We start from the raw sequence: 21,124 nt of genomic DNA, 5'->3' as shown, positions 1-21,124 counted from the left end.
TGGTGCGGTTATTCTATTATAATCTCATCGATAAAAGTCCAGGGAAGGGTGCCTTTGCCAGGGTGCCAATCCGGGATTTTTTGTAATGGATGTATGCTTATTGTAAATTCTTGATTGTTCTCCTGTGAAACAGGTATTTCTATGTATTGAAGTTGTTTTTCGCCTGAAATCGTGCTGTTTGTTATTTCCTTGGATCCCACAATCTTTCCGTTGGAATGTACTTGGACAGCCTGCGGTAAAAATATCCATGATCCTTGATCCTGAAGCATGCTCAATATGATCTTCCCAGGGTTAAAATCGGCATCCAATTTCATTTTCACCCCAATTTCATTTTCCTGAAAGCCCAACCAATATCCCCCTTGCCTAAAGTTCACACTTCCTTTTTGCCCATCAGTCAATGATGCTGTCCCATTGCCAGGGTATGAAGCATTGGGTTGTGTTTCCAGTTCAACAGATGCTTGGGAAATATCATGCTTTAGCTTTCTAACCCGCATGGTTCGTTCCTCACTTGCGGTAAATTGGGGATGGTACGCTCTTACCCTCACCTCAGCAGAATTTAGCAGCTCAATGGGTTGTGCATACACGGATGCGCTTTCATTTACAGGACTGCCATCCAGGCTATATCGTAATACCGAGCCATTTTCTGCCAGCTGCACTTGTACCAAAGCGGAATGAATAAAGAGCGCGGAATCCACCTTGATACTAGGAGGAGCCAATTGAACCTCATCCGTGCTTAAAAAGGTAGTTTTTTCCGATTGACAGGAAGCAATCCCCGTATACAGCAAAGCCATTAAAAGTAAGTTAAGGCTATTTGATTTGGTCAGAGACTGCTTTAACGCAACCCATATTTGCTTTGTCATACGCGGAACAATTTAATGGGATAGGTTCCCCAAGAATTCCACTGGGCCACATATATATTTTCATCAGCATCAATACACACATCATGGGGATGTCTAAAGATTTTTAGGGTTTGATGCATGTGGTTCAAGGTTCCATTTTCGTAGGTGGGAATACTTCCACCAGGGGCTGAAATTAACTTGTTGTCTTCATCCAAAATAGAAATAAAGCCCGTACCTTCTGAGCCATCTCCTGACCAAATGGTAGCCAAGTACACATGTTTGTTGTGAATAACCGGTCTGCAGATATAAGCTCCTGGGAGGTCAATGGTATCCAAGTGTTCCCCATCCATGGAGAACCGTTTCAATTTATTTTGTTGTCGGGCGGTAATCAGTAAAGTAGGGTTATTGGAGTCCCTATCGTCTATGCAAATACCATGGGCATTGTTAAACAACTGCGGCTCATCTCCCCTTCCCCCAAAGATATTTTTGATGTTGCCGTTGGCATCGTAATGGGTAATATACTGGGATCCATAGCCATCGGCCACATAAATATCTCCGTTGCCAGCTATAGCCGTTTCAGTGGGAATATATTCTTCCTTTTTCTGATACTTACCACTTTCTTTCGGAAATGGGAACACTTGAATCACCTTTCCATCCAAGCTTGTTTTGATTACTTCATGCCTATTGTTGTCACAGATGTACAAGAACTCTGTGCCATTTTCATCATGTAGGGTAAGCCCATGTCCTCCAGGGTATTCAGTCCCCCAGGAATCCAAAAGTTTTCCTGATCGATCATAGATCAGAATATTGTTCTTGGTATGGTTGGTCAATAAAATAATGCGGCCTTTGGCATCCTGTACCATTTCATGACAATCCTTAACGGGGAACTTATCGCTATTAAGCTTCCCCCAATTTAGATCCACCTTGTATTGATGAGAGCCATGACCAATAACGGCGTCCTTCCAAAAGTCATCCGTGAAGGAAAGGGAACCCAGGGAAGCCAATCCCAAACCGGCCAAGCCGCTCTTGCCAATAAACTGTCTTCGTTTCATCATGCCAATATATCTTTGACGACATGCCCTTCAACATCGGTTAACCTAAATCTTCTTCCTTGATACTTATATGTCAACCGTTCGTGATCTATTCCTAACAGGTGCAGCAATGTTGCCTGGAAATCATGGACGTGTACCGGGTTTTCGGTGATGTTATATCCAAAGTCATCGGTTTCCCCGTAGACAATCCCCGGTTTTATGCCGCCTCCAGCCATCCACATGGAAAAACATCTTGGGTGATGATCCCGGCCGTAATTCGTGTCTGTCAACAAACCTTGGGAGTAATTGGTCCTTCCAAATTCCCCTCCCCAAATCACCAAGGTATCATCCAACATTCCGCGTTGTTTAAGGTCCGCCACAAGAGCTGCTGAGGCTTGATCCACATCTTTAGCCTGTTTGGCTATGGCATCTGGCAAATTCTCATGCTGATCCCAACCCATGTGGTACAATTGGATGAAGCGTACATCCTGCTCGGCCAACCTTCTTGCCAACAAGCAATTGGCTGCATAGGTACCTGGTATTTTGGCATCCGCCCCATACATTTTGTAGATATAATCAGGTTCTTTTTCCGTGTTCATCACCTCAGGTACAGAGGTCTGCATACGATAAGCCATTTCATATTGCGCAATCCTACTTTGGATCTCATTATCGCCAAATTCCTGATATTGCTTTTCGTTCAATTCGGCTAGATTATCCAAGATAGCTCGCTTGGTTTCTTTCGAAATCCCTTTGGGATCGTTTAGGTATAGTACGGGATCTTTGGCGGCTCTAAATTGAACTCCCTGGTGCAAGGAGTGCAAAAAGCCATTGCCCCATAAGCGGGTGTATAAGGGTTGACCATTGGGTCTGCCACTTCCTCTTGAAAGCAGAACAGTAAAGGCAGGCAAATTTTTGTTTTCACTCCCCAAGCCATAGCTTAACCATGAACCTATACTGGGTCTTCCCGGCTGTTGGGACCCCGTTTGAAAAAATGTAACCGCAGGGTCATGGTTAATGGCCTCGGTATACATGGATTTTACAATGCATATGTCATCCACCATCTTGGCTGTATAGGGCAACAGATCACTAATCCAAATCCCATTTTTCCCATGCTGTTGAAATCCAAATTGGGAACCTACCAAGGGAAAACTGTCCTGCCCAGAGGTCATTCCTGTCAGGCGTTGCCCGTTGCGGATGGATTCCGGTAAATCTTCTCCCCTGCGCTGATTAAGTACAGGTTTGTAATCAAAAAGCTCCAACTGCGATGGCCCTCCACTTTGGAACAAATAGATAACCCGTTTTATTTTGGCGGAATGATGTGGGGAATGGAGAATTCCCTTAATGCCCATTGGGTTATCCGCTTTGGCCAGCAATTCGCCATCCTTTCTGTAAAAATTACAACCCAAAAGCGATCCTAGCGCCACACCTCCTATACCTAGGGCCGATTTCCCTAGAAACGCCCTTCTGTTAAGGTTTAGAGCACTATCCGCTAATATTTTCTTTTCGCTCATAATTAGCCTCTTGTTATCGTTTCATCCAAATTCAATATGGTCTGTGTGGTCAGCGCCAAGGCTGTTAGGGTCTCTGGAGAAATATCATCACTAGGTTTGAATTCTCCAATGGACAAATATTCCTCAGGAATAATCTCGCCCGAATTGATTTTTTCCAAGGTATTTGCATAAAACTTTTGCAAAACTTCCATTTCTTCCTGCGCAGGAGTTCTTGATGTGGCGTTTTGGAAAATATAGTTGATTTGATCCTTAAGCTCGCCAACGTTCATAGCTTTGGATGCCATGGCCCTGGCAGCTTCTATCAATTGTGGATCGTTCAACAAAACCAATGCCTGTAAAGGGGTATTGGTTTCCTGTCTTTTTACACTGCACAAATCCCTGGATGCCGCATCAAAGGTCATCATGCTGGGCGGTGGGACGGTTCGCTTCCAAAAAGTATACAGGCTTTTGCGATAAAGATCTTTGCCTTCACTCTGTACATAGCTTGCGGTACTTCCCCCACCACCTCCTGTGGTTTCTTCCCAAATTCCTTCTGGTTGATAAGGTTTAACACTAGGGCCTCCTACCTCAGCACTTAATAATCCGCTTATTTTCAATGCTTGATCTCGAATCATTTCTGCACCCAATCTAAGTCGAGTTGCCCTTGCCAAATAGGTATTCTCTGGATCTCTTTCCTGCATTTCAGGAGAAATCTCACTGCTTTGCTGAAAAGTGGCCGACATGGCCATGTATTTTATCATTTGTTTGATGTCCCAACCCTCCGTTCTGAATTTGATTGCCAAATAGTCCAACAATTCTGGATGCGAGGGTAGCGCGCCCTGATTTCCAAAATCATAGGAGCTTTCCACTAAACCTTTACCAAACATCCGTTGCCAGATACGGTTGACGGCCACACGGGCGGTCAAAGGGTTATCCTCATGGAACAACCATTGGGCCAATCCCAGTCTGTTTTTGGGCAAGTCTTCGGGAAATGGAAAAATGGCCTCTGGGGTAGCAGGGAAAACCTGATCCGTAGGTTGATCGTAAGCCCCCCTATTCAACACAAAGGCATCCCTTGGTTCTGACATATCCTCCATAACCATAACCTTGACTTCCGAATTGGAATGGGTCATGTTCACGAAATCCAAGACACCATTGGCCTCATCAGGGCTTATGGAAATATAGGGTTTGGGGATTACTTGCGCGTTTGCCATAAGTCCATCCTCATCCACATTGTTAAAGAAACTGAAGAGCTGGAAATGTTCTTCTTGGCTCACCGGATCGTATTTATGATCATGGCAACGGGAGCACTCTAAGGTAAGCCCCAAAAATGCCGTACCAAAGGTGTTGGTGCGATCCTCTACATATTCCACCCGATACTCCTCTGGAATTACCCCGCCCTCAGCGGTAATCTTATGATTTCTATTGAAACCGGTTGCCAATATGGATTCCTTGCTAGCATTGGGAAGCATGTCACCTGCCAACTGATAGGTAACAAATTCGTCATAGGGCATATTTTTACCAAATGCATGAATGACCCAATCTCTCCAGGGCCACATGATTCGCTCAAAATCGTCTTGATAGCCATGGGTGTCCGCGTAACGGGCCACATCCATCCAGTCAGCCGCCATGTTTTCTGCATAGTCCTTGGTTTCAAGCAAAGAATCCACTATTTTCTCGAAAGCATCAGCTGTGTTGTCTTTCAGAAAAGCATTTACTTGTTCTGCATTGGGGGGCAATCCCGTTATGCTAAAAAAGGTTCTTCTGATCAATTGCTCCTTTGCTGCTTTTTTGGAGGGCTGAAAGCCTTGCTCCTCCATTTTTTTCAACACAAATTGGTCAATTTCATTCTGGCTCCAATTATCATTTTCCAATTTGGGCACCTGCTGATTCTCCGGTGCGACAAATGCCCAATGTTTTTTAAATTCCGCCCCTTGTGCTATCCACTTTTTGAGCAATTCCTTTTCATAATCGGACAGCGTAAGGTTGGATTCGGGCGGTGGCATCATCAAATTGGGATCCTCACTGAAAATTCTGTGGACCAATTCACTCTTTTCCAAATCACCAGGTACAATGGCATAGCGATCCTTGTTTTCTCCAATTGGGGCAAAAGCGTCTTCAGCTTTATTTAGGGAAAGTCCCCCTTCAACGGCATTTTTATCAGGGCCATGACACGCAAAACAGCGGTCGGATAAAATGGGTTTAATATGGAACGAAAAATCTATTGAGTCTGGAATCTGCTTGTTGGAATCTCCAATAGTTACTGATGCATATTCCCCTTTTTTGGTTTGACAACCAATTAGAAATATGGTTCCAGCCAATACTGCGGCAACCCACAAAATTCTTCTTTTCGTCTTTGAAGCGTCGGACATGTCCCAATAATTTTAAATCCGTTTTGACTTGAAACTACCCAGATAACCCGACTTACCTAAAAAAATTCGACCAATAACAGAAGCGAAAAGATCAATGAAGTAAATCTTCAGAAGCAACTGTTATCCAGCGTGGTACAGCTCTAGGTTATGGAATCGTTGAGAATTCGGCTTTTGGCCTCGTTCAAATAGCTACGTCCAATGGTATATCTGATACCATCCACTTCCAAGCTATTTCCTTCGATGGATTCCACTTTGTCAATAGCTATGGTATAGGATCTATGTATCCTAAGAAACTTGTCTGAGGGCAGTTCATCGGTAAAACTCCCCAGTGTCTTGTGAATAATGTATTTTGCGGAAGTGGTCTTGATTCGAATGTAATCCTTCAAGCTTTCCACAACAACAATTTCATCAATGAAAATCTTTTGAAGTTTCTTCTTATCCACTTTTACAAAAATGCTGGGTTTTTCATTGGCGGAATGCCCCGAATTTGCAGCTCCCTGCTTTAAGCTGATGATGCGGTTGACCGCTTTTAAAAATCTTGGAAAAGGAATAGGTTTCACCAAATAATCTATAACCTCCAATTCAAAACTTTTTAGGGCATATTCTTCATGGGCAGTGGTGATCACAATCATAGGTGCCACATGCAAGGACTGCAGAAAATTGAGTCCGTCCAGAATGGGCATGTTGATGTCCAAAAATATGATGTCCACTTCATTTTCCTGCAAGAACAAATTGGCGTCTATGGCATTGGAAAAGGTCTGCACCAATTCCAATTGGCTAACCTGCTCCACATAATTTTTCAGCACATTGATCGCCAACGGTTCATCATCAATAATTATCACTCTCAAAGCCGTCATACTTTTAGTTTTAAATCCACATGAAACATTTTTTCCTTCTCAAAGATAGAAAGCTCATAATCATTTTGATCATAACCCAATTCCAACCTTTTCTTCACATTGGAAAGCCCAATTCCACCACCTCTAGTGGCCACCTTGCTGTTGGTGTCACTTTTTGGGATGGTATTGGATACTTTAAAATACAAAAAATCATCATCGACATTGACATCAATGGTGATATTCATATCGCCAATATTTTTGCTTGCCCCGTGCTTAAAGCAATTTTCTATCAACGGAACCAGCAACATTGGGGCAATTTCCTTGTTTTCCAAATCCCCGGAGATTCCAATATCTATTTCAAGGGTATCATTGAATCGTATGCGCTCCAAATCAATATAATTTTGGATACAGTCAATCTCACTTTTTAAATCCTGTTTGCGTTTTCTGGTAGCATAGAGCAAATACCTCATTAAACCGGAAAGTTTAAGAATAACTTCAGGTGCCTTATCCGATTTTTCCAAGGTGAGGGAATAAATATTGTTTAAGGTATTGAAGAAAAAATGGGGGGAAACCTGGGAACGTAAAAACTTCAACTCCGTTGTCAACTGTCTTTTTTCCAAATCGTGCAGTTTGCTATGCTCCCTGAGCCAATCCACGGTCACCTTTATGGCAGTGGCAAAGGCTACTACATACAGTTCCCCAAACATGGTAATAATGGCATAATTCAGGGTAAGGCTGTCCACGTATTCCGGCCCTTCCGGCATTACATTGGTACTTACCAAATAGTAGGTAAGATTGAACTTAACCAAAAGCATGATGAACAAGCAGGTTACAACCAATAAAGCATAGGTGAAGTACTTTCTGGTGTACACAAATTTCGGCATCAAAAAGTAGATGTTGAAATAGGATAGCGCAATGTGAATGGGAAAACCTATTAAGTTGGTTTTCAACGATAAAGCAAAATCATTGTGGATACTTCCCCATCGTAAGGTATTGAGCAAAAAATAGATGCCCCAAAAAATGATATGGTGCTTATATGTGATTTTGTACTGCTGCGGTGATTCAACCTTCAACAGCTCCTCCAACTTGTCATTTATATACATGAATCGCAGCGTTTTTTTTGATTATCGGTTTTTCTGTTGTTTAGCTTTTGGGGCTTGTTGTTGGTCTAATTTTATTCGACCAGCGAATAAAATTATAAATATTTAGGATTACATTTTTCTAACCTAACACGACCAACGGATTCAGCTAATCCAACCAAACACTATAAGAAAATCAAAAATATTTTGGGGAAAAGTATTAAAAAACTCAATATTAATCCAAATGACCAATGAGCAAGGGCGCAATATTTCCGGTTGTAGCTGTGCTCGTTTTGAGCTTGTCTTGCGCAGATACCAATAAGTCTTCGGCATCCACAGAAACACTTACTGATTTTGTAGACCCCTTTATTGGCACAGGTGGACATGGACATACCTTTCCAGGTGCCACGGCTCCCTTTGGGATGGTCCAACCCAGTCCAGATAATGGAACTGCTGGCTGGGACTGGTGCTCAGGTTACCATATTTCCGATTCCATAATATCCGGATTTGGGCAATTGCACTTGAGCGGTACAGGTATTGGAGATTTGGCCGATTTGCTCTTGATGCCCACCCATAAAAAAGTGGACTTGTCCCTTTTTGGCAAATCAAGGGATAGTTTGCCTTATACCTCAACATTTTCACACCACAATGAGGTGGCCAAACCCGGTTATTACAAAGTGAAACTGGATGACCCTGGGATTCAGGTTGAACTTACCGCCAATGAATATGTTGCATTTCATAAATACACTTATGGGGAGGGCGATGAACCCTCTTTCATTTTGGATTTAGGGTATGCTGTCAACTGGGATGCCCCGTTAGACTGTTCCCTTCGGCTAGAAGATGAAAAAACCTTGGTTGGATATAGGCATAGCACGGGCTGGGCTAAAAACCAAAAGCTTTTTTTTGTGGTTAAGTCCTCCTTGCCCATCACCGCCTCCGAACTTGTTACAGACAGCACCATTTCTGCCAGTAACACAGAAGCCCAAGGAAAAAAAGTGGGTGGCCAGTTTTTTATTGGTACTGATGCTGGAAATGTGGTTGAGCTCCAGATAGCGGTTTCTTCGGTGAGCATAGACAATGCCAAGGCCAATTTGGAAACCCATGGCACCAACCGCACATTTGATGAGGTAAAGAACAATACCCATGGCAATTGGGAGGGGTTACTTTCCAAAATCAAAGTAGAAACCCCACAAGACTCGCTAAAGACCATGTTCTACTCAGCTTTATACCATACGCAAATTGCCCCTGTCCGTTTCAGCGACACCAATGGGGAATTTAGGTTACAAAACGATAGTATTGCCAAAGCAACTGGATGGGACGCCTACTCTACCCTATCGCTTTGGGACACTTTTAGAGCCCAAAACCCCTTGTTGAACATCTTGCAACCCGAACGTGCAAGTGATATAGTCCAGTCCATGTTGGTCTACTATGATGAACAAGGAAGACTTCCTGTATGGACCTTATATGCCAACGAAACCAATACCATGACTGGGAATCACGGGGTTTCCATGATAGCCGAAGCTTTTCTGAAAGGTATTCGAGGGTATGATACCGAAAAAGCCTATCAAGCTGTAAAAAATACGATGATGGGAGATATCAGGGGGCTTGCTCCTTATAAGGAATTTGGATACATCCCGTATACGTCTCTGGATGAATCGGTTACCATAAGTTTGGAATTTGCCTATAACGATTGGTGTGTGGCCCAAATGGCAAAGGCTTTGGGCAAGGATGAAGATTACACCTATTTTCTAAATCGTTCCAATGCCTACAAACATCTTTTTGATGCAGATACAGGGTTCATGCGCGGTAAATCTAAGGATGGGCAAAGCTGGAACGAACCTTTTGACCCCAAGCACTCCAACCATAGGGAGCACACGGACTATACCGAAGGTAATGCCTGGCAGCACAGCTGGTTTGTATTACACGATGTTCCTGGTTTTATTGAACTTCATGGCGGGCCTGAACCCTTTACCACCAAGTTGGAACAACTTTTTACGGAAAGCTCCGAAATTTCCGGTGACAATGTTTCTGTAGACATCTCTGGTTTAATCGGGCAGTATGCCCATGGGAATGAACCCAGTCATCATATTGCCTATCTTTTCAATAAGGCCAAAAAGCCATGGAAAACCCAAGAATGGGTTAGGGAAATTTTAGATACCCAGTACAGCACGCAACCTGATGGACTCAGCGGAAATGAGGATTGTGGGCAAATGTCTGCATGGTACGTTTTCAGTGCTATGGGATTTTACCCCATGAACCCTGCTTCTGGACAGTATGAATTGGGAAGTCCCATTTTTGAAAAAGTGACCCTTTCGGTAGGACAAGACAAAGAATTTATAATAACAGCCAAGCATACCTCCCCCACCAATAAGTATATCCAAACAGCAACGCTTAATGGAGAATTGCTCCAGCGAAGCTACATCACCCATGAAGAACTTGTAGCGGGAGGAACCCTGGAAATTGAAATGGGATCCGAACCCAACAAAAGTTGGGGTGTATAACCAAGGACCAGAAAAAACTATATGGAAATAATCGACCTGTCAATAATAATCATCTATGTGGTGTTGACCCTATTCATTGGAATTTGGGTCTCCAAAAAAGCCTCCCAAGGGCTTGACTCCTATTTTTTAGGGGGAAACAACATCAAATGGTACTATTTGGGACTTAGCAACGGCTCCGGTATGTTTGACGTATCCGGAACTGCGTGGATGGTTGGGATTTTGTTCCTCTATGGAGCCAAGAGTTTTATGTTTATGTGGCTCTGGCCTGTATGGAACCAGATTTTTGTAATGATGTTTTTGGCCGTCTGGATTCGTCGGTCAAATATTATGACCGGCTCCGAATGGATATTGACCCGTTTTGGGGATGGAAGGGCAGGTAGGGCTTCGCATTTTATCATTGCTGTCTTTGCCATTATATCCACGGTTGGTTTTATTGCCTATTTTTTTGAAGGTGCAGGCAAGTTCATGACCATTATATTGCCTTGGGACCTCAGTTGGTTCATTGGCGAAACGCTTCTGCTGAGTTCGGAACAGTCCTATGCCTTGATCATTATTGTGCTAACCACCATCTATACTATAAAAGGGGGAATGTTTTCCGTGGTGGCCACGGAAGTGTTACAATATTTGATCATGGTCATAGCCGGATTACTGGTAGCGGGCTACACCTTTGTCACCGTCGCGGATGTTGACATCAATGCTGTATTGTCCCCAGAATGGCGCAGTATCTTTTTCAATAACGAATTAGGACCGCATTGGAGTGATAAATTCCAGGCTTTCAATGACCTAATAGATTCTGAGGGTTACAAAATGTTTGGTGCCTTTATAGGCATGACCTTGTTTAAAGGATTCTTTGCCAGTGTTGCGGGACCTGTCCCTGGTTTTGATTTCCAACGAATCCTATCGACGCGTACCGTAAAGGAGTCGGCATACATGAGCGGATTCACTGGCTTGGTTCTGTATATTCCACGCTATCTCTTGATTGCGGGTATTGTTGTAATTGCTTTGGTGACCCTTGTTCCTGAAATGAGCTCAAATCCTGGTTTAAATGGTGGGGATTTGGAAGTCATCCTTCCCAAAGTCATCAACAATCATATCCCTGTTGGAGTTAAGGGGCTGCTATTAGCGGGGCTTCTTGCAGCCTTTATGTCCACCTTTTCAGCTTTTGTCAACTCTGGGCCTGCCTATATCGTCAACGATATTTATAAAAAATATTTTAAGCCCGAAGCTTCCAACAAACACTATATCAAAGCCAGCCATATTGCTTCCTTTGCTGTTGTGGGACTTGGGGTGTGCATGGGCTTCTTTGCAGATTCAATCAACTCCTTGACCCTTTGGATTACCAGTGCCCTATATGGCGGATATGTTGCTGCCAATTTCCTCAAATGGATCTGGTGGCGCTTTAATGGTTGGGGTTATTTTTGGGGCATGGTCGCTGGCCTTGTGGTAGCTACCCTACAGTATTTCCTAGATCAGAACAAAGGCAATTTTGCTGAAGACACCTTCTTGTATGAAGTGTCCCATGTGCATGCCATTTATCTGTTCCCGATAATTTTTGGAGTTTCCTTACTGGGCTCCTATCTGGGCACTTATCTCACAAAACCCACAGATACGGAAATCTTGAAGTCCTTTTACAAGAATGTAAAACCTTGGGGTTGGTGGAAGCCTATTTATACCCAGCTCAAGAACGAGGACAGCTCCTTTGAAAAGAACAACGATTTTTGGATGGACATGTTCAATTGTGCCATTGGGATCATTTGGCAATCCAGTATGATTCTCCTCCCCATTTATTTGCTGATTCGAGACTACCCCAAAATGCTGCTGGCACTCGTGGTATTTTTAATAACTTCAATAATTCTAAAATTTACTTGGTTGAACAGGGTTCAAAAAATTCCAAATTAGAACCCCTACAACTACTTGGTTAATCAATTTATGGCATATCAAACATTGGAAAAAGTGAATACAATTCCTTGGCAAGAAAGACCGGAAGGCAATACAGATGTAATTTGGCGGTACAGCAATAACCCCATTATTGAAAGGAATGCAATTCCTTCCTCAAACAGCATCTTCAACAGTGCGGTAGTTCCATTTGAAGACGGTTATGCCGGGGTTTTTAGATGTGACAACAAAGCGGTGCAAATGAACATTTTTGCCGGTTTTAGTAAGGATGGCCTAAACTGGGATATCAATCACAGTCCTATTTCGTTTCAGGAAGGCAACACTTCCATGATAGATTCTGATTACAAATACGACCCCAGGGTTACCTTTATCGAAGATCGGTACTGGATCACTTGGTGCAATGGATACCATGGTCCAACCATAGGGATTGGATATACGTTTGATTTTAAGGAGTTTTTCCAGTGCGAAAACGCGTTTTTGCCCTTCAACCGAAACGGGGTATTGTTCCCAGAAAAAATAGATGGTAAATATGCCATGTTAAGCAGACCCAGTGATAATGGCCATACGCCATTTGGGGATATTTACATTAGTTATAGCCCCGACATGAAATACTGGGGCGAGCACCGTTGTGTTATGAAGGCCTCTCCATTTGAGGACAGTGCATGGCAGTGCACCAAAATTGGGGCCGGTTCGGTTCCCATTTTAGTGGATGAAGGATGGCTCATGTTTTATCACGGGGTGATCAACACCTGTAATGGTTTCCGATATTCCATGGGTGCGGCCATTTTGGACAAAGACCAACCTGACCAGGTCAAATATAGAACCCAACCTTATCTTATTTCTCCCCAGACTTCATACGAATGTGTTGGAGACGTACCCAATGTGGTATTCCCGTGTGCAAGCTTGCATAGCATTGAAGAAGACAAGGTGGCCATCTATTATGGCGCCGCCGATACCGTTACCGCCCTAGCGTTTGGGCGGATATCCGAAATAGTACAATTTACCAAAGAAAACAGTTTGTAAGTTCGCCATGAAAGATTTTGCGGAAAAACACAAAAAGCTAATCAGTTTCATTCTTTTCTCCTTGTATATAGGGTGCATATTGCTATCTGCACAAGAAACTCCCAGAAAATATATTGCCTATAAGGCAGCTGAAACCATAAAAATTGATGGGCAGGCTAACGAAGCTTCATGGAAAAATGCACCTTGGTCCGAATTGTTTATCGACATTGAAGGTGTTAAGAAACCTACCTACGACACCCAAGTCAAGATGCTTTGGGACGAAAACAATATCTACTTCTTTGCCCTAATGAAGGAACCACATGTTTGGGGGGATATTACCGAACATGATGCAGTGATTTTCCACAATAATGATTTCGAGGTTTTCCTAGATCCTGAAGGAGACGTGCATGGGTATTATGAACTGGAGTGGAACGTATTGAACACGGTTTGGGATCAATACCTTACGGCACCCTATCGCGCTGGCAACGAAACTTTGAATGGATGGGAAGCTTTGGGAATGCAATCTGCGGTCGCTGTTCAGGGAACACTTAATGATCCTTCCGACATTGATGAGGGTTGGACCTTGGAAATAGCCATTCCGTTTCAGGATTTGCGTACCGGTTATTACCAAGACAATGTTCCCAAAGGCAAATTCTGGAGGATTGGATTTTCCAGGGTGAATTGGGATCATGATATCACGGATGGGAAATATTCGAGAAAAAAAGACCCAAAAACAGGGAAACATTTACCAGAATACAACTGGGTCTGGTCTCCGCAGTATGTCATCAATATGCATGAACCGGAAAGATGGGGTTATGTATATTTTTCTGAAAACGAAGTAGGCAGTACCCAGGAAAAATTTGAAATCCCGAAGGATGATCACATTAAATGGCACCTATATGAGCTATATCGCGATTTGATTCAGCAAAAAGGAAAGTTCAAATGGAAGATAGCAGATGGGCAAAAGTTCACCGAACCAAAAATAATTCAAGGAAAGAAAGTAATTGCGGAACTGGAAAACCACAAAACAGGATTCACCATTTGGACGAAAAGCCCTTTTACTAAAAAAATCCTGGCCGTAAGTTCAGACGGCCGGTTCAGGATCCTCAGCAAGTAACGTAGTTCAAAAAATAAGGCCATGAAGTTGGGTCAGTTTTATATAGGGTTGTTCATTTTAGTGTTCGCTTGCAGCCCAACACCCGAAAAAGACAACTCTACCGAACGTTTGATTGACTTTGTCAATCCTTTTATCGGAACGGATGGTCCCGGAAATACCTATCCTGGTGCCACCACCCCATTCGGTATGGTACAACTGAGCCCCGATATTGGTATTCCAGGCTGGGACAGAATAGCAGGCTATTATTATCAGGATTCCATCATCACTGGTTTTTCGCATACCCATTTGACCGGGACAGGTGCAGGAGATCTTTATGACATTTTGGTAATGCCCACCAACAGCAGATTTTCGGGTCGCATACAGGAAAACAATTTCAAACCCTACTCCAGCTTTGACCATGCCAGGGAAGGCGCATCTCCCGGTTATTATTGGGTGGATCTATTGGACTATGGTATAAAAGCCGAAATGACCGCAACCGCCAGGGTGGGCGTTCATCGCTATACATTTCCCAAGGATGAGCAAACCCAAGTCCATGTGGATTTAGGGTACAGTCTAAATTGGGACAGCCCCACGGACACCTTCATCGAAGTTGTCAATGACTCAACCTTACAAGGACATCGCATGTCCAATGGCTGGGCCCGCAATCAAAAACTGTATTTTGAAATGCAGTTTTCCAAACCCTTTGCATCTTACGAAATCAGCGGAGATCAGACGTCATCTAAAATAAGCTTGGACTATGAGCTCGAAGATGGGGCGCAAATCGTGGTTAAAACAGGCTTATCCTCGGTAAGCAGTGAAGCAGCTGGAAAGGCCATTCAAATTGAGGCGAATAAGGATTTCGACGCCATTCGTTACCATACAGAAGCAAGCTGGGAAAATGAACTACAGAAGATACAAATCAGGACAGCGAACGAGGATCAAAAGGCCATTTTTTATACCATGATTTACCAGTCCATGCTAGCCCCTACCCTCTATAGTGATATTAATGGGGAATACAAGGCAGCCAATGACACCCAAGGGAAGCATCTCCCTCAAACGGATACCGTGGCCAAAGCTTCCGGATTCAACAGATATGATACGTTCTCGCTCTGGGACACCTTTAGAGCGGCGCACCCCTTGTACACTCTTCTGCAACAGGAACGGGTTCTGGATATGGTCAAATCCCTTCTGGCCCATTACCAAGAAACGGGAGTGTTGCCAGTTTGGTCCATGCAAGGGAGTGAGACCCATATGATGATTGGTTATCACGCAGTTCCAGTAATCGTAGATGCCTATTTTAAAGGATTCGAATTTGATTCGGAGTTGGCTTACCAAGCTTGCCGCGAAAGCGCCATGGTCAACGACAGGCAAATCGACATCTATAAGGAATTGGGCTATATTCCCGTGGATGACCAGCATGAAAATTGGTCGGTTTCCAAAACCATGGAATATGCCTTTGATGATTGGTGCATTGCCATGTTTGCCAAAGATTTGGGAAAAATGGAAGACTACCGACTCTTTTTGAGGCGTTCCCAAAATTGGAAGAACCTCTACAACGAAAAAAGATCCTGGCTGCAACCCAAAGACACTAATGGGAAATTTATAGAACCTTTTGTTCCCAAAGAATACACCCCCTATTTCTGTGAAAGCAACGCGTGGCACTATTACTGGTTTGTACCCCAAGATATAGATGGCCTAATTTCCAAAACTGGGGGAAGTGGGCGCTTCACGCAAAAACTGGATTCCATGTTCAGCTACGCCCCAGAACCTGATGACAAACTCCCTTTGTTCAGCACGGGAATGATTGGCCAGTATGCCCACGGGAATGAACCCAGTCATCATGTTGCGTATCTTTACAACTATATTGACCAACCTGCCAAGGCCCAAAAATTGGTTCGGGAAATATTGGCAAATCAATACAAAAACGAACCCAACGGGCATTGTGGAAATGAGGACTGTGGGCAAATGTCCTCCTGGTATATATTCAGCTCCTTAGGATTTTATCCGGTTAATCCGGCCCAAGGAACTTATGATCTCGGAGTCCCTTTGTTTGAAGAAGCAACTCTTGCCCTTCCAAACGACAAATCCTTTACTATCAAAGCTAAATGTGCGCCTGAGCAGAAATATGTGGAACACATCTCCCTGAATGGGGCAGTTTTGGATAGAAATTACATTACCCATAAAGAAATTATTTCTGGAGGTACCTTGGAATTCAAATTGACCAACGACCCAAAGTTGGCCAATGAAAAAAACAGAACCTCCCCAGAAACCAATAAAATTTATAGATGACATGAAGCTGATAATGACAAACTACTTGGCAAAAGGAATTGCACTAGCATTGATGGCATTGCTGTTCGTTTCCTGCGGAAATCAAACAACCACTGACTCCAATGATACGCCAAAGACAAAAAAAGAACTTCTTTCCTATGTGAACCCATTAATGGGTACAGATTCGGATTTTAGCTTGTCCAACGGGAATACCTATCCAGCTATTGCTACACCTTGGGGCATGAACTTTTGGACACCAATGACCTCCAAAATGGGAGATGGTTGGACGTACAAATATGATGAAAAGACCATTCGTGGCATCAAACAAACGCACCAACCCAGTCCTTGGATCAACGATTATGCTGCCTTTTCCTTAATGGCAGTGACCGGTGACTTGAAATACAAGGAAGAGGAACGTGCTTCCCATTTTTCTCACAAGGCCGAAACGGTTCGCCCAGATTATTATAGTGTTTATTTGGCCGATTATGATGTGGTGGCTGAAGTTACCCCTACGGAAAGAGCTGCCCATTTTCGTTTCACTTTTCCCAAAACTGATCAAGCTTTTATCCTTTTGGATGGCTTTTTCAAAGGCTCCATGGTCAAGGTGCTGCCGGAAGAACGAAAAATTATAGGTTATTGCCGTAACAACAGCGGTGGAGTACCAGACAATTTTCACAACTATTTTGTAGCTGAATTTGATAAGGATTTTGAAATCACCCATACTTGGGGCGATGACTGGTCATTACAAGAAAACACCACGGAAAGTAAGGGAGAACACGTGGGAGCCATTATTGGATTCAAGACAAAAAGAGGCGAAGCCGTTCATGTAAAGGTGGCTTCTTCATTTATCGGTCCTGAGCAAGCCCAACTCAATCTGGATAGGGAAATTGGCACCAAAACTTTTAAGGAAACCAGGGATGAGGCTACCAAGGCATGGGAGGAAGAATTGGGCCGTATCGAGGTCAAAACCGATAATATTGACCATTTACGCACCTTTTACTCCTGCTTGTATCGTGTGTTATTGTTCCCCAGAAAATTCTACGAGTTCGATAGCAATAATCAAATTGTACATTACAGCCCATATAACGGCCAAGTCCTACCTGGTTACATGTTCACGGACAATGGCTTTTGGGATACTTTCAGGGCAGTGTTTCCTTTTTTCAATATGATGTACCCTGAGCTGAACAGCAACATCATGGAAGGCTTGGTCAATACCTACAAAGAATCAGGTTGGCTACCGGAATGGGCCAGTCCTGGACATCGGGATTGTATGATCGGCTCCAACTCGGCACCTATCATAGCTGATGCCCACTTAAGTGGTATTGAAGGCTTTGACAAAGAGGTTTTGCTGGATGCCATCATCAAAAATGCAACCGTGCCGGATGGAAGACCAGTCAACAGTGTAGGTCGTGCCGGTTTGGATTACTACAACGAATTGGGCTATGTTCCTTACGATGTGGGCATTCATGAAAATGCCGCTAGAACCCTGGAGTATGCCTATGCCGATTTCACCATTGCCCAAATGGCCAAATCTTTGGGACAAGATGATTTGGCTGAAACCTACTATCAAAAATCTTTGAACTATAAAAAACTGTTCGACCCGTCCACCAAATTGATGCGCGGCAAAAACAAAGATGGTTCCTTCCAATCGCCCTTTAACCCTCTTAAGTGGGGAGATGCATTTACGGAAGGAAATAGTCTTCATTATACTTGGAGTGTTTTCCACGATGTTCAAGGGCTTATTGATCTTATGGGAGGAGATCAAGAGTTTACCGGCATGCTGGATGGGGTTTTTAACATGCCCCCAGAATATGATGATTCCTATTACGGATTTACCATTCATGAAATACGGGAAATGCAGATCATGAACATGGGCAATTACGCCCATGGCAATCAACCCATACAGCACATGATCTATCTGTACAACTATGCCGGACAACCTTGGAAATCGCAACAAAAGGTACGGGAAGTGCTGACCAAATTGTACACCCCAGCTCCAGATGGGTACTGTGGGGATGAGGATAATGGACAGACATCCGCTTGGTATGTATTTAGCGCATTGGGTTTCTATCCAGTAGCACCGGCAACCAACCAATATGTAATTGGATCACCCCTGTTTGATGAAGCCACACTGCACCTTCAAAACGGCAATACCTTTAAGGTAGTTGCAGCCCAAAATGGCGAGGGTCAACATTTTGTTCAGAATGCCACATTGAACGGAAAAAGATTTGATCAAACTTGGCTTTCCACCGAAATGGTACAGAACGGTGGAACATTACAATTTAGCATGGGAAGTGAGCCCAATGAATCTTGGGCGACCTCTGAAAATTCCGAACCATATTCCCTATCCAACTCCAAAGAAAGATGAAAAAAAACTTGCTAGGGTATTTCCTAATTCTTTTTAGCTGTGCAACCATCGCTCAAAACCAAGCCATTGAATACGTGAACCCATTCATTGGCACCTCCAACTTTGGCACAACTAATCCAGGACCCATAGCTGTAAGGGGAATGGCCAATGTCTCCCCCTTTAATGTAGCAGGGCCTCAAAATCTTCCGCTGGAAAAGGACAGTCGCTGGTTCTCCACTCCTTACGTTCATGAAAACAAATTCCTAACAGGTTTCAGTCATGTAAACTTGAGCGGAGTGGGTTGCCCAGAGCTCGGTGTGATTCTTGCCATGCCAACCATGGGAGAAGTGGAAACCGATCATGAGAAGTACGGCTCAACCTATTCCAATGAGATTGCCAAAGTGGGGTATTACTCTTCTCATCTGGACAAATATGACATCAAGGTGGAGGCCACAGCCACAACGAGGACGGGGGTCAGTAAATATTCCTTCCCTGCAGGCCGGGCCAACATTCTTCTAAATCTTGGTCTGGGTCTAACCAATGAACAGGGAGCCCAGGTAAAGGTTGTTTCCCCTACGGAGATTGAAGGGGTCAGGAGTGTTGGGTCTTTCTGCTATTACAAGCCCGAAGAGGCTTACCCCGTTTATTTCGTTGCCAAATTCTCGGAACCAGCCTCCTCCTTTGGAACCTGGAAAAAGCCAACAACTTATAAAGGGGTAGAATCACAATGGATGGGTTACAACGGAAAAACCCGACTCATGGAAGGCTTTACCAAAACGGTCGTTGGTGATAGCATTGGTGCCTATATGAAATATGACTTCAAAATCCCTACCCGGGTGGAAATGAAGATTGGGGTATCGTACGTTAGCATTGAAAATGCTCGGGAAAATCTTGAAAAAGAAACTGCAGGTAAATCCTTTGATGACATAAAGAGAGCGACCCAACAAGAATGGAACCAATATCTTTCCAGGATTGAAGTTGAAGGCGGAAGTCAGGACGATAAAACGATTTTTTACACCGGTCTTTACCATACCTTGATTCACCCTAGCACCCTGAACGACTTTAACGGGGAATATCCCAAAATGCGCACCCGGGAAACCCTGAAGACGGACGGTACCAGATATACGGTATTTTCCTTTTGGGATACGTATCGCAATTTGCACCAACTTATGAGCTTGGTATATCCCAAGCAGCAATCCAATATGGTGAAGAGCATCCTACAAATTTATGACGAGTCAGGTTGGTTGCCCAAATGGGAATTGAATGCCACTGAGACAACCACCATGGTTGGCGACCCAGCCGGTATTGTCCTTGCCGACACCTATCTCAAAGGCATCCAGGATTTTGATGTGGAGCAAGCCTATGAGGCTATGGTAAAAAGTGCAGATCAGTTGGAAAACAATCCCTTGCGGCCAGGTATCAAAGATTATATTGAAAAAGGCTACTTGACCACAAAAACAACCAATAGTGGTTCCGTTTCAACAACCCAGGAATATAACATTAGTGATTTTGCCATTGCGCAGTTGGCCAAAGCACTGGGAAAGAATGAGGATTTTAAACGTTTTTCCAAGCGCAGCCTGTCCTATCGAAAGCTGTTTGACAATGAATTTAATTTACTGAGACCCAAAAATGATGATGGCAGTTGGTTGACTCCCTACAATCCGGAAACTGGTGCCAATTTTGTAAAGAACCTTGGATTTATTGAAGGCAATGCATGGCAATACACCTTCATGGTCTCCCATGATGCCAAGGGGTTAATGAAACTTATGGGTGGCGGCAAAGCGTATTCCAGACAACTGCAAAACGTTTTTGACAAGAACCAATTTGATATGGCCAACGAACCTGACATTGCCTATCCGTATCTTTTCAATTATGTAAAAGGGGAAGAATGGCGGACTCCGCAAACGGTCTCAGATTTACTTCAAAAATATTTTAAGAACAGCTCCGACGGACTCCCAGGAAATGACGATACCGGAACCATGAGTGCATGGGCCGTGTTTTCCATGATGGGGATTTATCCTGTAAATCCGGCCCAACCCATTTATGCGTTGACCCAACCCAAATTTGATAAAATTACGGTTCACTTGGATGCCGAGTATTATCCCAACCAAAAGGTGGTGATAAGCGCTAAATCAAAAGATGGTCAAAAAGGTATAGGCAGCATTTATATCGATGGCAAAAAGCACAACAGCTATTTTCTATCCCATCAAAAACTTACAAATTCCAAAACTGTGGAATTCAGGTAAAGCTAATCCTTTGAAATCCAAAGGAAACCCGAGCTTTATTACCTATTAAATTCCCCAAAACTTTGGGGAAAACCTTATTTCAAACGTTTTCGTTATGATGTTCTTTAGCCTGTGAGCGTCG

The 21,124-nt window shown here is 43.6% G+C and carries 13 protein-coding genes; 7 read left to right on the top strand and 6 right to left on the bottom strand.

The window, feature by feature from the left end:
* Positions 1–8: 8 nt before the first annotated feature.
* The 6 genes from ACOOE0_RS07735 to ACOOE0_RS07710 all read right to left on the bottom strand — a co-directional run bounded on the left by ACOOE0_RS07735 (position 9) and on the right by ACOOE0_RS07710 (position 7,671).
* Positions 9–860: a chitobiase/beta-hexosaminidase C-terminal domain-containing protein gene (locus tag ACOOE0_RS07735; RefSeq protein ID WP_420401895.1), complete on the bottom strand. Its 852-nt coding sequence runs from the start codon at positions 858–860 to the stop codon at positions 9–11.
* Positions 857–1,894 carry a 6-bladed beta-propeller gene (locus tag ACOOE0_RS07730; RefSeq protein ID WP_420401894.1) on the bottom strand — a complete coding sequence of 346 codons (1,038 nt, stop codon included), beginning with the start codon at positions 1,892–1,894 and terminating at the stop codon, positions 857–859. Before ACOOE0_RS07730 ends, ACOOE0_RS07735 begins: the two co-directional genes overlap by 4 nt.
* A complete protein-coding gene (locus tag ACOOE0_RS07725; RefSeq protein WP_420401893.1) occupies positions 1,891–3,381 on the bottom strand; it encodes a DUF1501 domain-containing protein in 1,491 nt (496 codons plus the stop codon). Before ACOOE0_RS07725 ends, ACOOE0_RS07730 begins: the two co-directional genes overlap by 4 nt.
* A 2-nt stretch (positions 3,382–3,383) precedes the next feature.
* Positions 3,384–5,732 carry a PSD1 and planctomycete cytochrome C domain-containing protein gene (locus ACOOE0_RS07720; RefSeq protein WP_420401892.1) on the bottom strand — a complete coding sequence of 783 codons (2,349 nt, stop codon included), beginning with the start codon at positions 5,730–5,732 and terminating at the stop codon, positions 3,384–3,386.
* A 140-nt stretch (positions 5,733–5,872) separates the two neighbouring features.
* Positions 5,873–6,589 carry a LytR/AlgR family response regulator transcription factor gene (locus ACOOE0_RS07715; protein ID WP_420401891.1) on the bottom strand — a complete coding sequence of 239 codons (717 nt, stop codon included), beginning with the start codon at positions 6,587–6,589 and terminating at the stop codon, positions 5,873–5,875.
* Positions 6,586–7,671, bottom strand: a complete 1,086-nt coding sequence (locus tag ACOOE0_RS07710) for a sensor histidine kinase (RefSeq protein WP_420401890.1) — start codon at positions 7,669–7,671, stop codon at positions 6,586–6,588. The genes ACOOE0_RS07715 and ACOOE0_RS07710 overlap by 4 nt, the downstream gene beginning before the upstream one ends.
* 227 nt (positions 7,672–7,898) lie before the next feature.
* Between ACOOE0_RS07710 and ACOOE0_RS07705 the strand changes: the two genes are divergently transcribed.
* Genes ACOOE0_RS07705 through ACOOE0_RS07675 form a run of 7 tightly spaced genes read left to right on the top strand, consistent with a single transcriptional unit; the run spans position 7,899 to position 21,003 of the window.
* Entirely contained in the window at positions 7,899–10,148 is a 2,250-nt protein-coding gene (locus tag ACOOE0_RS07705) for a GH92 family glycosyl hydrolase (RefSeq protein WP_420401889.1), read from the top strand.
* A 21-nt stretch (positions 10,149–10,169) separates the two neighbouring features.
* Positions 10,170–12,047, top strand: coding sequence for a sodium:solute symporter family protein (locus tag ACOOE0_RS07700; RefSeq protein WP_420401888.1), 1,878 nt, complete (start codon positions 10,170–10,172; stop codon positions 12,045–12,047).
* A gap of 30 nt (positions 12,048–12,077) precedes the next feature.
* On the top strand, positions 12,078–13,067 hold the full coding sequence (locus ACOOE0_RS07695) for a glycosidase (RefSeq protein ID WP_420401887.1): 990 nt from the start codon (positions 12,078–12,080) through the stop codon (positions 13,065–13,067).
* A gap of 7 nt (positions 13,068–13,074) precedes the next feature.
* Positions 13,075–14,163: a carbohydrate-binding family 9-like protein gene (locus ACOOE0_RS07690; protein WP_420401886.1), complete on the top strand. Its 1,089-nt coding sequence runs from the start codon at positions 13,075–13,077 to the stop codon at positions 14,161–14,163.
* Between the two features lie 21 nt (positions 14,164–14,184).
* Positions 14,185–16,431, top strand: a complete 2,247-nt coding sequence (locus ACOOE0_RS07685) for a GH92 family glycosyl hydrolase (RefSeq protein WP_420401885.1) — start codon at positions 14,185–14,187, stop codon at positions 16,429–16,431.
* A 1-nt stretch (position 16,432) separates the two neighbouring features.
* Positions 16,433–18,778 (top strand): GH92 family glycosyl hydrolase, encoded by a 2,346-nt coding sequence (locus tag ACOOE0_RS07680; RefSeq protein ID WP_420402205.1) that lies wholly within the window; start codon positions 16,433–16,435, stop codon positions 18,776–18,778.
* Entirely contained in the window at positions 18,775–21,003 is a 2,229-nt protein-coding gene (locus tag ACOOE0_RS07675) for a GH92 family glycosyl hydrolase (RefSeq protein WP_420401884.1), read from the top strand. Before ACOOE0_RS07680 ends, ACOOE0_RS07675 begins: the two co-directional genes overlap by 4 nt.
* The last annotated feature ends 121 nt before the right edge of the window (positions 21,004–21,124 follow it).

The organism is Flagellimonas sp., assembly GCF_965215805.1.
In the GTDB taxonomy this organism is placed as follows: Bacteria; Bacteroidota; Bacteroidia; order Flavobacteriales; family Flavobacteriaceae; genus Flagellimonas.
The sequence above is the reverse complement of the archived record's forward strand: the minus strand, read 5'-3'. Positions and strand labels throughout refer to the sequence as shown.

Excerpts from the sequence above, each read along its gene's own strand:
- ACOOE0_RS07735 (WP_420401895.1), bottom strand. The coding sequence starts at position 860 with ATGACAAAGCAAATATGGGTTGCGTTAAAGCAGTCTCTGACCAAATCA.
- ACOOE0_RS07730 (WP_420401894.1), bottom strand. The coding sequence starts at position 1,894 with ATGATGAAACGAAGACAGTTTATTGGCAAGAGCGGCTTGGCCGGTTTG.
- ACOOE0_RS07725 (WP_420401893.1), bottom strand. The coding sequence starts at position 3,381 with ATGAGCGAAAAGAAAATATTAGCGGATAGTGCTCTAAACCTTAACAGA.
- ACOOE0_RS07720 (WP_420401892.1), bottom strand. The coding sequence starts at position 5,732 with ATGTCCGACGCTTCAAAGACGAAAAGAAGAATTTTGTGGGTTGCCGCA.
- ACOOE0_RS07715 (WP_420401891.1), bottom strand. The coding sequence starts at position 6,589 with ATGACGGCTTTGAGAGTGATAATTATTGATGATGAACCGTTGGCGATC.
- ACOOE0_RS07710 (WP_420401890.1), bottom strand. The coding sequence starts at position 7,671 with ATGTATATAAATGACAAGTTGGAGGAGCTGTTGAAGGTTGAATCACCG.
- ACOOE0_RS07705 (WP_420401889.1), top strand. The coding sequence starts at position 7,899 with ATGAGCAAGGGCGCAATATTTCCGGTTGTAGCTGTGCTCGTTTTGAGC.
- ACOOE0_RS07700 (WP_420401888.1), top strand. The coding sequence starts at position 10,170 with ATGGAAATAATCGACCTGTCAATAATAATCATCTATGTGGTGTTGACC.
- ACOOE0_RS07695 (WP_420401887.1), top strand. The coding sequence starts at position 12,078 with ATGGCATATCAAACATTGGAAAAAGTGAATACAATTCCTTGGCAAGAA.
- ACOOE0_RS07690 (WP_420401886.1), top strand. The coding sequence starts at position 13,075 with ATGAAAGATTTTGCGGAAAAACACAAAAAGCTAATCAGTTTCATTCTT.
- ACOOE0_RS07685 (WP_420401885.1), top strand. The coding sequence starts at position 14,185 with ATGAAGTTGGGTCAGTTTTATATAGGGTTGTTCATTTTAGTGTTCGCT.
- ACOOE0_RS07680 (WP_420402205.1), top strand. The coding sequence starts at position 16,433 with ATGAAGCTGATAATGACAAACTACTTGGCAAAAGGAATTGCACTAGCA.
- ACOOE0_RS07675 (WP_420401884.1), top strand. The coding sequence starts at position 18,775 with ATGAAAAAAAACTTGCTAGGGTATTTCCTAATTCTTTTTAGCTGTGCA.